We start from the raw sequence: 13,868 nt of genomic DNA on the forward strand, positions 1-13,868 counted from the left end.
TTTAGGAAGATGTTCGTACTCAGCTTTTGCTGGGTACACCCTTAATTAAATATACTAATGGGAAAACCCCATAAAATACATGAATAGAAGTTTCTTATACTTCAATTCTTCGTGTGTTTTATGGGGTTTTTTTGTACCTAAAACTAAATAACATATTTTACCTATTTTTACCCGAAACCCAATTTAATATTTTTACCCACTCAATGGAGTTGAAACAAATGAAAAAAGTTCTACTTGCTATTGGCGATCAATCACTGAGTCTGATATTGAGGAAGTCATTAGAGGAACACCGGCAGTCATTCGAGGTATTGGAGAATGAAGTGTTGCACTCTCAATATCTTGAGGAAGTGGTTGAAACTGAACAACCTGATATTCTCATTCTTCATGATACATATCTTGTTAGTCACCACGAGACACAACCTCAAAGAGAAGATGAATGGTTTAACTTCGTACAGAAAATGAAAATTGAATATGACGACTCCCTGCGAATTGTATTTGTTTGTGAGAGAGATCGTAGGGATCCATTCCTGGCAAACTTGGTTTTAAGAGGCGTATACGACATTTTCAATGATGGTACCTTTAGCCGAGAAGATATGATTGAGCAGCTGAAGGACAAGCCCCGCTTTTCTAAGATAAAACATCTTGTTCAGAGTGTTGATACACCACTAGGAGTTGAAGAGGATACTGGTGAAGAGGAAACATCTGAGCAGGAACAAATCTCCTCAGAAGATAGAACAGAGGCTAAAAGAACTAAAGAAAAGCAAACGAAGTTTGTTAACAAACAGGTTGTTCAAAAAGTTGTTAATAAGAACGTGATTAAGCGTGATTATAACATTCAAGTAACAAACCAGGTCGAGAAAATTGTTGGTGTACCAGTTGAGAGGAAACTAATTCTAATCGGCAGTCCTTTTGCTAGGACAGGAAGCACCTTTGTATCACACTTATTGGCCAGAGAACTCACAAAGATGGGAGTAAGTGTGAGTTATGTAGAAAGTCCCTACACATATGCCTATTCCTATGATCGATTTATTGGACATGAAAAGGCTCCTGATTTAAGAAGTAAATTTTATCAGTTTACTAAAGAAATTGACCCTAAGCTTCCGAGTGTATTCGAATGGGAACTTGATGGCATAAATATGGTTTGTAAACATCCTGCCAATGAACCAATATACAGCCCTGATGAAATCCCATTTGATGTATATGTGAAGATCCTTCTATCTCAACAATCGACTATAATAATTGTGGACGTTGGAGATGATTGGAACAAAGAAATTCATCGAGATATATATGATATTGCAAGTAATGCTTATTTTGTAATTGAACCGGATATATCTGCTATGCAGTATGTAGAAGAATCCGAAAATGAGCCTATTCCGTTCTTTAGAGAGGTATTGAAAGATGATAAAGCCGAGCTTATCGGCAATCGCTTCGAACCTTCACTTTTAAAAAATGAAGTAGTGCAGCAGGTATATAAGGATAAGTTGAAAGCAGTAATACCTTCATTTTCAGTGGCAGATGTTTTTGACGCACAGTATCAAGGGGCCTTTTTCAATGATACCCCTAATCAAGAGGAGAAAATTAATGAGGCCTTGAAGCCAATAATTGCAGAACTTTTACCCAAAGAGTTTCTTAAGATGAAAAAGAAAAAAACAGGATTGTTCAAGTCGATCCTCAATAAAAAAGTAAGGATAAATAAGAAGGAGATGGAAGTATAGTGAAACCCGGCTGGAAGATATTTTTAGGGATTTTTTTATCCCTTTCAACAATGGCTTTCGTAGTAGTTTACGATCTCTACATAAAAGACCGTATAGATTCAGTTGAAGTCGTAGTGGTAAAGGCTGGAGAGGAAATAAAGAAAAAGGACTTAATTGACAGGTCGAAGGTTACAGTAGAGCGGCGACCAAAGCAGGATTTAATTGAAGGTGCAATTTTAAAAGAAGAAATGAATGAAATATATGCGTCTTCAGCTGCTCAAAACATTGTAAGTAACTCCATGATATCTAAAAAGATGATTGACTATGACCGTATGATCCCTGATGAATCTGAAGGAGAAGCAATTCGTCCGATTACAGGGGACATGATTCAAGCGCAACCAGGTTCCTTAAGAAGGAAAGATTCAATAGACATCTATCTAGTAAAGAAAGGAACAGAACGAGCAAATTCAGCTAATGTAGCTAACTCAGCTGACAAAAAATTAACAAAAGAAGAATTTGTAAATGGTCCTCTTCTGAAAGATGTACGTGTGGTTTATGTGAAAGATAGCAGTAATAAAGAGGTCATGAACGGTAACCCTGAAAAAATAAAGGATGAACGTCTTGATGGTAGCGGTAAAATTTCAGATCTAGAAGTCATTTTAAATGAAGAAGATTTTCAAAAGCTTATGGACAAAGTAGTCAAGGAAGGTTACCTACTGTATATCACTTACAACTAATGAGGGAGGAGGAGAAGACAAATGATTATCGGAATTATCAGCTCTAACGCTCAATATAAAGAGCTAATGAGCGAACAAGAAGAAATTGAACTAGCACTGTTAACAGAAAAGCCTGGGAATGAGACGGTTGATTTTAATGCCATACTAATCGACGGAAAATTAATACCTTATAGAGAGCTTGAACTAATTAGAGAGAAGTATGCAGATATACCGATATTTTATATCATCCACGATGCGAAAACAGAAATGGTTATCCAGACAATTCAACGAATATGTGCATCACAGAAAGTAACCCCCATTAATGAGTATTATACGGAGAGTCAAGTGATTGAAGAGGTAATGGAACATCTGATTGCAAAGAAAAACACCAAGAAGAAAAGGGTAATAACATTCTTTGGAACTCATAGTTCAGCAGGAGTTTCTACAACCACACTTAATGTGGCCAGGTCATTATCTTCAAGAGTACATGAACGGATTTTAGTACTTAGTCTTAATGCATGGGATCCATCGGATTACTTCTATGATTATAAAGGTCACTATCTTAGCGATTTAAAAGTGGATCTGAAGACAGAGTCACTTACACAAGCCAGGCTAACATCCAGCTTGCATCAATATAAGAATTTCTACCATCTAGCGGGAAATCGTGACATTAAAATGCAGAGATACTACAAACCAAAAGAAATTGAGCACTTGCTTAGTGTTGCAAAAGAAAACTTTGACCTGATTCTCGTGGACGGAGGAACACATTTTGATACAGCGATTGCTGCTCAAGCTTATGTATCATCGGATATGCGCTTTATTGTAACTAATCAGGAAGAAAAAGGGTATCGCGGATATTTCCCTTACGTGTTTCAACAGATGCTCGAACCTGTTGGAGGGAAACGAGAAGATTTTATGCTTATCATTAATAGTTTTCAACCTAATATGTCTCTAATCAGCGAAAAAGATCTAGAAGAAGATCTAGAAATGAGTAGAATAGCTACAATTCCTGATATGGGCCCAATAGGTTCAATTGCGATCCGACAGAGCAAACTCTTATATGAACTAGGTGAACAAGCATATAGGAAACCAATAGATACAATAAGTAATTTGCTAATTGCAGAAGCTGGACTTTCGGAAAAACCATTGGATGAATTCCAGCCAAAGTCAAAGGGATTCTTTAGTTTCCTGCCTAAAAAGGACCGCGGGGGTGAGAAGGTATGGTAAAGACCTTGGATGATGCTATAAGAGAAATAGAAGGCACTGATTATGACAGTGAGTTTGGTTTAGACCAACCTTTTGACCCCGCTCAATTTGTGGGGGCAGTTATAGAAGAAAAGGGTTTAAACACAAAAGCAGAGATCACTACATATGCAAGAAAGAAATCATTTCAACAAATATGTAGCGTTGTTCGAAAAGAATTAAGTGACATGATTGATACAGATAAGGATGAATCTAAGAGTAACCTTTCTAATCTGGAACAGCAGTACAAAGCTGTCATTGGTGACAAGCAAGCCATGCACAGATTTGTTCAACAAATTACAGAGGTATTGAGAAAAAATAATATTACATCACAAGATTATCCCAGTTTTTATGATTCACTCTCTGAAGCCATTTTTCATGAAATATGGGGAGTGGGGATATTACACAAATGGGAAACCTTCCCTGATTCTGAAGCTGCTGTAATAAGAGGAACTGAACTTTGGATTGATATCGAAGGGACTTTTGTTAAGCAAGATGAGGCATTTGAAAATGAAGAGGCAGTAGAACGTGTAAAACGTGCTTTCACCTTAAGAACTAAGGATGCCATCATTAATGAACAAAACCCTGAATTAGAAGTTGAAAGAGAAGATGGATCTAGGATTACCATGATTCAAAAGCCGAGATCCCGGGACAACTATATCATGTTCCGCCGCTTCACTGTTCAAGACCTTTCATTAGAAGAACAGGCGAAGAGAGTAACTATCCCTGAAAGAGATGTAGCACTGTATGGAGCTCTAAGTCGGGTAATGGCCAATATTGTATTTGCTGGCCGTGTTCGTTCCGCCAAAACTACTTTTATGAAGTCCATGATTAGAGAAAGAAACCCAAAATACGTTGCAGCAGTAATGGAAAAGCATTTTGAATTACGGCTATCTGATCACTTTAAAGATCGTCTCACCTTTGAAATTCAAGCAAAAGAAGGAGACCTTCATAAAGCGATGCCAAGGTTGCTGTGAATGGAACACGATTATATTGTCGTCGGGGAAATTCGTAGCCTTGAAACAGAAGGGTATTTACAGAGTGCAGAGAGGGGAGAAAGAGGCAATTTCACTACATATCATTTAACTAATGTTGAACATATTGTAGAGCAAATTGCGCGTCATATCCTTGATGAATTCCCTACAAGAAATATTGAAAACGAAATTGCCCGTGTGGCTAGAAATATTGATATTATTGTGGTTTTGAAAAGTGACCGTGATAGAAGGAAAAAGCGGGTAATGGGTGTAACCGAAATCCTTTGGAATGAGGAAAAAAGAGAGCACTCCACGAGGGATTTAATTAAATTTAGTCCTGTTACCGAAAAGTATTATTATTCTTCTAATATTTCAAAAGAATTGTTATTGAAAATGGCAGAAGAAAGTTATGACGATGCCAAGACACTTATGCAGATGCTATTGGTCCGAGAGAAGGAATCTCCTATGGCCGATTACGAACAGCTTAAAGATACTGTGTATGATGACATGATGAAAGAAATCCTCGAAGGGATGAATCCTGATGGATAAGTTCCTTCACTGGTTTTGGTTATCTGGCCTTCATTACATTCTCTATGGAATTGTTATTATTGCTTCACTAATGGCCACCAAACATATCATTGCTTTACCTTTAAAAGAAAAGGTGAATGAATGGCAGTATCGATCACGTTTAAGGATTATGAGAACGGAAAATGAGACCAGGAGCCTTCAAAGCAATAAACCGTTGTTTAAGCATATTTATCTGTTAATTAAATCTACAACGACTAGCAAATCTGACTCAGATGTATTGTCATTCTATGTGATTACATTGCTTTTATTTAGCTTTACTTATATTGCGTCGTTTATTAGGTTCTCTGACCTTGTAGGTGCCGCAGTTATTGCAGTTCTAATCGCGTTAATGCCTTATTTACTTTTAAATCTAAAGTTAAGGATGATTCGTAATAAGGTGAGTGACGAGATCCTCTCAATCGTCCAAGGTATTACCCAACAGTATAGTGCAAATTCATATGATATCTATCATGCTCTAGTTGAATTGCAGGGAGATATTCAAAGTAAAGAACTTAGAAAAGTCTTCTTTAAACTCATTTCAGAGCTTCAGGTATCAAGAAACGAGGAGCAATTAAGAGAGGTAATAGAAATTTTCACGTATTCATCAAATACAAGCTGGGCGAAGAGATTGGGGAGTATCATATTAAAAGCTTATTTAACCAATGAAAATGTTTTAAATGCTTTACTTACCCTATCTAGGCAGATTGAAGAAACTCAAGAGATGTTGGAAGAAGAGAAATCGAATTCAATGGACAGTGTTGCCAATGGATTTATTACAGTTCCAATCTTCATTGGGTCCCTGTTTTTAGGATACTATTCATCTGGTGCCCAAAGTTGGTTCGACCTGCAGTTTGGAAATACCCACACTTTATTATTGTTAATTGCCAGTTTCATAGGTGTTATCTTCTCAGTATTCATATCATTAGTGTTACGAAAACCTAAAAATGATTTATAGGAGGGAGGAATAAGTTGGAAAATGTTGTTCTCTTTAAATTATTACCTTATCTCGTATACATAGTCAGTTTCTTAATGGCTATTAGCAGTGGTGTACTTGTTTATACAGGGCTCTCAAATCCAACCGAGCGTGTTCAAACCCGATTAAGAATGAAGAGTACCATTGCAAAGGGTAAGAGTAGTATTCAATCCTCTGCTTCAAAATCGGTAGCTGAGGATTGGTTAAAAAAAGCAGGAAACCCACTTGGAATAACTTCATTTTCATACCATGCAGTATTCATTAGTCTTGTGGGTCTCTTATTGATAAATTATATTTTATTTCCATTCATAGTCCATGGAGATTTCAACTTGATTGGATTTGCAGTAATAGTGATGGGATTTATCTTCCTTTTACCAGCAATGCCATTTTCATTGTTTACTTTCATCATGAAAAGACTTGTAGAATATCGGCAAGCTAAAAAAAATGCAGAAGTGTTCATGCTTTACGATCTTTTGATAAACGAATTAGAGATGATGAAGATGAGCAGGATAAATTCCTATAATTTGATAAAAGAATTACTACCATATTTTTCAACGATTCAACCACTTTTAGCTAAAACACTTTCAGAATGGTCAAGTAGTGTTGGTCCAGAAGTAGCATTAGATAATTTGGCCGAAGGTCTTAATACAAAAGAAAGTAAATCTCTTGTGTCTGTTTTAAAATCCCTCGATAAGGTAGACAGGGAAACGGCAATAAAGTCACTAAAAGGGATGCAATCGATGTTTAGTAGGGCTCAAATTGAAAACAATCGTCGGAAACGAAAAGTAACGACTGATTTGTTTGGTCTTCCTGTAAAAGTCACACACTTCCTTATTATCCTAAATTTTGTGGTTGTCGTTGTAACAATGGTATCCGTTGTTTTAAATGCTAACAGATAGGAGGAATTAGATACATGAATACATCGCTAAGTACTTTCATGAAAATAGCTATAACGGTTGTCACTATAGGGACACTCATCTTTGGAGCCATGCATGATCGGGTTTCAGATATTAGTGATGACGTAGCAGAGTATATTGATAATAGTTAAATTCTAGCTGTAATTTAGCAGCTGGTTTAAATATAAAAATAATTCAATAGGGAGAGATTTAAAAATGAATCAAACGTTATCAACATTTCTAAAATTCGCGATCACGGCAGTAGCAATTGGAGCCTTTCTTTTCGGTGTTGGTTATACAATGGTCCAGGATGAGGCAAACCACTATGAAACAGAAATCGAAGCAGAACAAACTTTACTTCCTTAAGAGGGAGGATCTACATTGAATACAAGCTTATCAACCTTTATGGGGGTCGCGATTACGGCGATTTTGATTATTTCATTAGTCATTGGTGTTGCTTACCAATCGCTAGAGAAAAAGAATGACAGACATGAAGATTTAATGGAAACGAGTCACCAACTACAAAAAAATTAATATTAATAAGGGAGAAATTTTTAAATGAATCAAACACTATCAACCTTTTTAAAATTCGCAATTACAGCAGTAGCAATCGGAGCTTTTCTTTTCGGTGTTGGTTACACAATGGTCCAGGATGAAGCAGACCACTATGAAACTGAGATTGAAACAGAACAGACATTATTACCATAATTAATTGTACCGTTGCAGGAGTATTCTTGCGGCGGTTCTAAAAGGTTTAACTTATAGAATTAAAGAGGTGAATGGCATTGAGTAAGGCAGTGGGGATGTGGATGACTCTATTTTTAGTCATTAACTTTATGTTTACTCCCATTCTTTCTTACAAAGATAGCTTAGAAAGAGAAGCGGTTGAGGTGGTATTAAATGAAGGTGCTAAGAAAGCCGCTATTGAGGGTAGATTTACGACATCTATAATAAATGAAATGAAACAAACTTTAGTGGACGATTATAATTTTGATGCCTCTAAAATTACTATAACCGCAACACAGTCTCTTACACCAAGGAATCAATACATATCCGCAAGTATTGAGGTGCCAAGAGGAATGATATTTATAATTGATATCTTTAATCAAGGCCCCGAATTATTTAAGAAAGATATCAAGGTTTTAAGTGAACATATCTAATGTGGGAGGAGAGATAAAACATGGCAGAAGCTATACGAGCGATCTTACTTACATTACTATTTGCATTTATCATGACTATACAAACGAACCTGGATACTGATAAGACAGCAACCAGACAATTAAAAAATGCCGTAGAACTGGCCGCTCATGACGCTTCTCTTGCCATAGATTCCTCGCAATTAGCAAATGGTAAATTAGTGTTTAACCAGGTGAAGGCGACAGATAACCTTAAGAAAAGTCTTCAGTTTCACTTAAAACTTGATACAAGTCTTAATCCACTTACCAATTCCCTTTATCAAGATAAAGTTACTATTGAGCACATAGAATTCATAGACGATACCATGGCAACATTCCCATTTACATATTACAACTCGGATTATGACATTGTTGATACTTTAGACGGGCCGAGCATTGTAGTTGTAATTAGTACCCCTTCACCGAGATACTTTGCAGGCAATAAGATCCCTATTCGTCAAGCAGCTGTATATGAATATAAATTTTAAAATGAAGGTACGCTTTTAATAATCTTCTCTATACGTCGAAATATAAAAGGTATACCAATTTAATTGATGCCCAAAAAAGCTAGATTAGTAGTAAGGAGATTGCTATTATGAATATAAATAGTATTTATTTTCTTTTTATGGCAACTCTTGGAGTTAGCGGTCGATCTACTAAACTATAAAGCGGTCTTTGGGCTGTGTTGAATAAGGACGTGTTCCTTGTCTTCACTTGCCCATTGATCGCTTTTTTTGTGGGGATTTTAAGTAGTGGGGATCCATCATAATAAGGTATTTGATTCTTAGGTGTGTAGTAAGAAGAGAGTGTACTATTAAATTTTATTTTGAGGTGAAGAAAATGAAAAAATTAATAAGTTTAATCGTATTATCGTTCTTAATGTTATCAAGCTATGCTTCTGCAGAGGGTGGTACAGTAGGAACCTGTGAAATGTCAATCACATCAAATAATGTTGGTATTTCCAACGCAGTGGGTGCTACTAACCACTGTAATGGGTCTGTAGTAGGCTTTTACCAAGCTGGGATGTTCCACTTAGATGGTGTATACACTGGTCAAGTTAAATATAGTGGTCAAAAGTTTGAAATCACTAATCCATTTTCTCCTAACGTCAAAGAGATTTTGACTGTTTACACCAAAGTAATTGAGGAACCAAAGCCAGAACCAAAGCCAGAGCCAAAGCCAGAGCCAAAGCCAGAGCCAAAGCCAGAGCCAAAGCCAGAGCCAAAGCCAGAGCCAAAGCCAGAGCCAAAGCCAGAGTCGAAGCCGGAGCCAAAGCCTGAACCGAAGCCATCACCGACTCCAACACCAAAGCCAACCACAACAAATGAGGATAAGAGCACTAATAATTCAACGTCTGGAAGTAGCTCTACGAATACTAAAACAACTTCAACAAACAAAAATGAAGTAGACAATACTTCAAGTCCTTCCAATGAAAATAAAGATGTAGATGTCGTTGCTATTAAGGATTCTTCAAAAAATAAAGATGAAGGCTCTAACAATGAATCATCTACTTCTAAAGTATCTACTGATGATGAAGAAGAAAAAGACACTCAACAGGATGAAAATAAAGAAGATTCGAAGTTAAAAGAAGATGATGAAAATGTTAAAAAAGATTCTGAGAGTGAGAGTAAGGTAAGTGAGCAAACAGCTTCATTTACTAAGTCTCAACAGAAAGAAAAAAAGTCTTCCTTTTTAGTTTGGGGTTTAACCATAACCTCCATTCTATTGTTAATCGGAGGATGGGTAGCATATCTTCATAAACCAACGAATCAATGGATCCGTAAAAAGTTTATGAAGTAACAATCATATAAAGGGGGAGGGTTCCCTTGAGAAAAAAGTGGATTAAGTTAATATTAGTCTTTACTTTAATAATGACGGGTGTTGCTGCTTTTAAGTCAGATGTAAAAGCAGCTTCCCCTCATGCTGTTGAATCAAGCGTATCGAATGCTTGGAATAGCGGTAATGTTAAGCTTGGATCAAAATCTAACTCATGGACAGGTGGTACTCGTCTAGTCTATGACGTATATAGTTCAAAATATCAATCCAATGGCTGGGAGATTCAAAGCAGAAATTTCACAGGAACAACAAAAAAGTATTTGAAATTTAGCGGATGGGCGGTTCTTGCAGGGTACAAACGGCATACTTCATCTAATCAATCAACTCACATTGTGTTAAAGAAAACTTCAGGATCTTCAGGAGTAGGAACTACCAAAATATATAACACAATCCCTATTTCGATTGATGCTACTGAAGATCTTGAATATAACAACCAGGGCAGTGGGGTTTGGAATGAGTGTTCTGCCTCCGCTAGAAATAAGAATAATACAACCTGTAACATGCGATATGATGACGTGGGTTTTACAGCTTATATTCCTTTAGATGAAATCTTCGCTAGCCAAAAGGAAGATGCAGAATGGAAATTATACATAGTTAAGAGAGTGGATAATCAAATTGTATATTCTTCTCTAATTGTTCCTTTTGAATTCAGTGCTTTATCTTATAACTCAGGTAAAGTAGACCTGTCCAGTGGGACCAATACTAGGCTTTTGCGGATGAATGACTATCCAGTAATTCGAAGGAATTATCCTAGACAACCGGCTTCGAGTGCTCCTAACGTTTACTTCACAAATGGAAATTATTATACATCAATAGATATGGAAGAAAGTAAGACTGCGGTGTGGTATGGAGTAAATTATGGTGGTACTAAAAAATGGGCAAATACAGTGTACTGGACCTTCGGGGGTTCACAAGCAGTATTAAGTTATACTCCTCCACCAGATACTCAACCTCCAATACATATTTCTCATGAATTAATAAATGAGAGGTATAAAAATGGAAATGACTTCTGGGTCCAGCCTAATGATCAGGTTTATATTCGTTTGAGACAACGTGATCCAGACTCGGGAAACTTATTTCAATACTTGAGACTTGATGGTTCTGGCCAAGATGTAAGGTCGCAACATGATTTTATGGGTTCTTCTAGCAACCATAATGATTTCCAGACTAGTAGCAATCTCGACATAAATTCAGCAGCAAGAGAGGAAAACACATCTTATGGAAAGGTCAAATGGGGGGTTGTTCCTAAGATTCATGGAGACTCATTTAATGTCCTATATTATTATCGAGATAAAGACAATAATTCTGTAGGTTACGATGACACTGGAATGAATTTAAGAGTAGATGGTGTGGCTCCTCAGTTAACCTCAAGTGGTGTTTATAATTATCGGTATAAGAACGGTTCAGACTATTGGGTAAGACCAAACGATCAAATAAATGTAAAGATTAGACAATATGATCCTCACTCAGGGAATAACACTCAATATTTAAGACTTCTAGGTAGTGGTCAAGATGTAAGATCCTCTCACATATTCAGCTATTGGGAAGGTTACAATGATCAGTTTATGACTAGTACCCATGCGGCAATTGATTCAGCAAACAGAGAGGAACACTCGGGAGCATATTCTAAAGTGGATTGGGGAATTACGGCAAAAACCCATGGTGATTCCTATGCCATTCAATATTACACAAAGGATAATGTCTCTAATGTAGATGGTTATAACAATATTGGGGCAAATTTACGAGTGGATGGAGTTGCGCCGACGGTTCAATTTAGAAATAGTGCTGATACAGCAGATTATACTGGTAGAGATTGGGCGTTTTCACCTGTGGACGTTCGATTGAAATTTAACGATAGTGATTCAGGATATAAACGATCAAGATATTCCTGGTCCACTTCATCTAGCACACCGAGTAGCTGGTCAAGTTGGTCAACATCTTCAAACTATTCTGTTTCGAAAGCAAGCAAGGGTGAATGGTATCTGCATATACAAGCTGAGGACCATGTGGGCAACGTCGTAACCACCTATAAAGGACCTTATAAATATCACCAGATAAATTTAACTGCTCAAAGTATCGAGTTATTAGACTTGAATAATCAGCCGATGAGTTCACTTATAAAAGGGAATAAATATATAGCGAAAATTGTGTACCAAAATACCGGAGATACGATCGCAGATGCGCATAAAGTAAATTTAACGGATAATGGTCAATATTTGAATTATGTATCAGAAGGCAAACTGTGGCCAGGTGATACCCGTACCTCATATATTGAATTTACTGCAAACAGTTCGGGTTCTTCACGCACCTTCACATCAAATGTGGATGCAGGAAATTTAGTCGAAGAAACGAATGAAAATGATAATGATGTTTCTAAAACTATTAAGGTGAACGATCCCAATTTAAAAGGATTAAGTACAAGAGTACTAACGCCTACTGGTTATGATATAAATGAATTTGTTTATGGAGATACAGTGAGGGTCGTGGGTTATATACATAGTGACGCACCCCTTGGCACTGTAAATCACACACATGTCTTAAATGGGAAAACACAAGGAAATATCACAGCAATTGATTACCCAAGTGCAATGAATCGATCCGTTGTTAAAGAATATAAAAATTTAGCTCCTGGAGACTATTCAGTTAAAGCATTTGCAGATTATGATAATCGTATCATTGAATCAAATGAGGGGGATAACTATTCTTCTACCGCTTATTTCACAGTTAAAGACAGGAATTTAACTGCTGATTCCATTGAGATTCTTGATATAAATGATAAGCCAGTTGACCATTTAACAATAGGTGAGAAATATCATGCAAGATTCACCTATACAAACACCGGAGAGGTTACAGTTGGAAATCATATAAACAAAATGTTCGAGAATAATACCTATAGAGCAGGAGGAACAACATCATCTTCTCTTGACGCTGGGAAGACAAGAGTTCAAACCTGGGAATTTACACCTAAATCAAAAGGGAACGTTACTTTTAAAGGACATGTAAATGAGACAAAACAAGTAATTGAATCAAATTATAACGATAATACAGTTTCTACATCCATCTATGTTAATGAAAAGCCAGAAATTACATTGACATATAATCCTTCAGATGTTTTCGAGGGTGATAAAGTAGAAGTATGTGCTATTCCTACTGATGCTGATGGGGATCCCTTGGAAGTAACAATAGAAATGAATGAGAAGTCATCTGGATTTGTTGAAGTACTAAATAAAACAAATTTGTCTTCTGGTCAAAAAGTCTGTTATTACCTAAATCAATCTGAAGTTGGAGATTATGAATTTAAAGCGACCGTTGACGATGGTTACGATTCTTCTGATGTAACAATCTCATTTTATTCCAAACCACTTACTATCATAGGTCAAGTTTTACACACTCCCGACTGGTTAAAACTCCATCAATCAAAAGGCAATCGTATAGATGAGTTTTATAGCGGAGAAAAGTTTGTTCTTGTAGCCAATACAACCAATTATCCAATCTCAAACTTATCCGTAACCATGAATGCTGTACAGAAAAAAGGTACAATTTACAAGCCTAAGATCCCAATACCATATACGAGTGGGACAAGGCACCAAACAGAATATGAAGATCCTATGTTGATGGAAACAGGAACAGCTCTTAAAAATGGACCTGCGGAATTTCACTTTGAAGTTGAATATACAAATGGAACTGTCAAGACAGATGATGTCACCATCCAAATAATAGGAGATGTTTTTGAGTACTTTAAAATGCATAGAATTTATTAGTAAAGAGGAGCTGGTTAGACCAGCTCTTCTTTTT

Annotated in this window: 15 protein-coding genes; all 15 read left to right on the forward strand. The window is 36.6% G+C overall.

The window, feature by feature from the left end:
- Positions 1 to 131: 131 nt before the first annotated feature.
- The 15 genes from BAA9072_RS15015 to BAA9072_RS15075 all read left to right on the forward strand — a co-directional run bounded on the left by BAA9072_RS15015 (position 132) and on the right by BAA9072_RS15075 (position 13,834).
- Complete coding sequence (locus BAA9072_RS15015; protein WP_201715502.1) at positions 132 to 1,715, forward strand: hypothetical protein; 1,584 nt, start codon at positions 132 to 134, stop codon at positions 1,713 to 1,715.
- Positions 1,715 to 2,431 (forward strand): hypothetical protein, encoded by a 717-nt coding sequence (locus tag BAA9072_RS15020; RefSeq protein ID WP_201715503.1) that lies wholly within the window; start codon positions 1,715 to 1,717, stop codon positions 2,429 to 2,431. The genes BAA9072_RS15015 and BAA9072_RS15020 overlap by 1 nt, the downstream gene beginning before the upstream one ends.
- A gap of 21 nt (positions 2,432 to 2,452) precedes the next feature.
- Complete coding sequence (locus tag BAA9072_RS15025; RefSeq protein ID WP_201715504.1) at positions 2,453 to 3,637, forward strand: P-loop NTPase family protein; 1,185 nt, start codon at positions 2,453 to 2,455, stop codon at positions 3,635 to 3,637.
- Positions 3,631 to 4,629: a hypothetical protein gene (locus BAA9072_RS24285; RefSeq protein WP_230980885.1), complete on the forward strand. Its 999-nt coding sequence runs from the start codon at positions 3,631 to 3,633 to the stop codon at positions 4,627 to 4,629. Before BAA9072_RS15025 ends, BAA9072_RS24285 begins: the two co-directional genes overlap by 7 nt.
- Positions 4,630 to 5,175: a CpaF/VirB11 family protein gene (locus BAA9072_RS24290; RefSeq protein ID WP_230980886.1), complete on the forward strand. Its 546-nt coding sequence runs from the start codon at positions 4,630 to 4,632 to the stop codon at positions 5,173 to 5,175. It abuts the gene before it with no gap.
- Positions 5,168 to 6,148 (forward strand): hypothetical protein, encoded by a 981-nt coding sequence (locus BAA9072_RS15035; RefSeq protein WP_201715505.1) that lies wholly within the window; start codon positions 5,168 to 5,170, stop codon positions 6,146 to 6,148. Before BAA9072_RS24290 ends, BAA9072_RS15035 begins: the two co-directional genes overlap by 8 nt.
- A gap of 14 nt (positions 6,149 to 6,162) precedes the next feature.
- On the forward strand, positions 6,163 to 7,065 hold the full coding sequence (locus BAA9072_RS15040; RefSeq protein WP_201715506.1) for a hypothetical protein: 903 nt from the start codon (positions 6,163 to 6,165) through the stop codon (positions 7,063 to 7,065).
- Between the two features lie 14 nt (positions 7,066 to 7,079).
- Positions 7,080 to 7,214 (forward strand): hypothetical protein, encoded by a 135-nt coding sequence (locus tag BAA9072_RS24535; protein WP_269139964.1) that lies wholly within the window; start codon positions 7,080 to 7,082, stop codon positions 7,212 to 7,214.
- A 64-nt stretch (positions 7,215 to 7,278) separates the two neighbouring features.
- Positions 7,279 to 7,428, forward strand: a complete 150-nt coding sequence (locus tag BAA9072_RS15045; RefSeq protein ID WP_201715507.1) for a hypothetical protein — start codon at positions 7,279 to 7,281, stop codon at positions 7,426 to 7,428.
- 15 nt (positions 7,429 to 7,443) lie between these two features.
- Positions 7,444 to 7,596 carry a hypothetical protein gene (locus BAA9072_RS15050; protein WP_201715508.1) on the forward strand — a complete coding sequence of 51 codons (153 nt, stop codon included), beginning with the start codon at positions 7,444 to 7,446 and terminating at the stop codon, positions 7,594 to 7,596.
- Positions 7,597 to 7,620: 24 nt separating this feature from the next.
- Positions 7,621 to 7,770, forward strand: coding sequence for a hypothetical protein (locus tag BAA9072_RS15055; protein WP_201715509.1), 150 nt, complete (start codon positions 7,621 to 7,623; stop codon positions 7,768 to 7,770).
- Positions 7,771 to 7,847: 77 nt separating this feature from the next.
- The gene (locus BAA9072_RS15060; RefSeq protein WP_201715510.1) at positions 7,848 to 8,222 is read left to right on the forward strand and encodes a hypothetical protein; all 375 of its coding nucleotides are present in this window, start codon (positions 7,848 to 7,850) and stop codon (positions 8,220 to 8,222) included.
- Between the two features lie 20 nt (positions 8,223 to 8,242).
- Positions 8,243 to 8,725, forward strand: coding sequence for a peptidase M23 (locus tag BAA9072_RS15065; protein ID WP_201715511.1), 483 nt, complete (start codon positions 8,243 to 8,245; stop codon positions 8,723 to 8,725).
- A gap of 352 nt (positions 8,726 to 9,077) precedes the next feature.
- On the forward strand, positions 9,078 to 10,037 hold the full coding sequence (locus BAA9072_RS15070) for a hypothetical protein (RefSeq protein WP_201715512.1): 960 nt from the start codon (positions 9,078 to 9,080) through the stop codon (positions 10,035 to 10,037).
- Between the two features lie 26 nt (positions 10,038 to 10,063).
- A complete protein-coding gene (locus tag BAA9072_RS15075) occupies positions 10,064 to 13,834 on the forward strand; it encodes a CARDB domain-containing protein (protein WP_201715513.1) in 3,771 nt (1,256 codons plus the stop codon).
- Positions 13,835 to 13,868: the final 34 nt, after the last annotated feature.

Origin of the sequence: Rossellomorea arthrocnemi, assembly GCF_904424705.1 — a bacterium.
In the GTDB taxonomy this organism is placed as follows: domain Bacteria; phylum Bacillota; class Bacilli; order Bacillales; family Bacillaceae_B; genus Rossellomorea; species Rossellomorea arthrocnemi.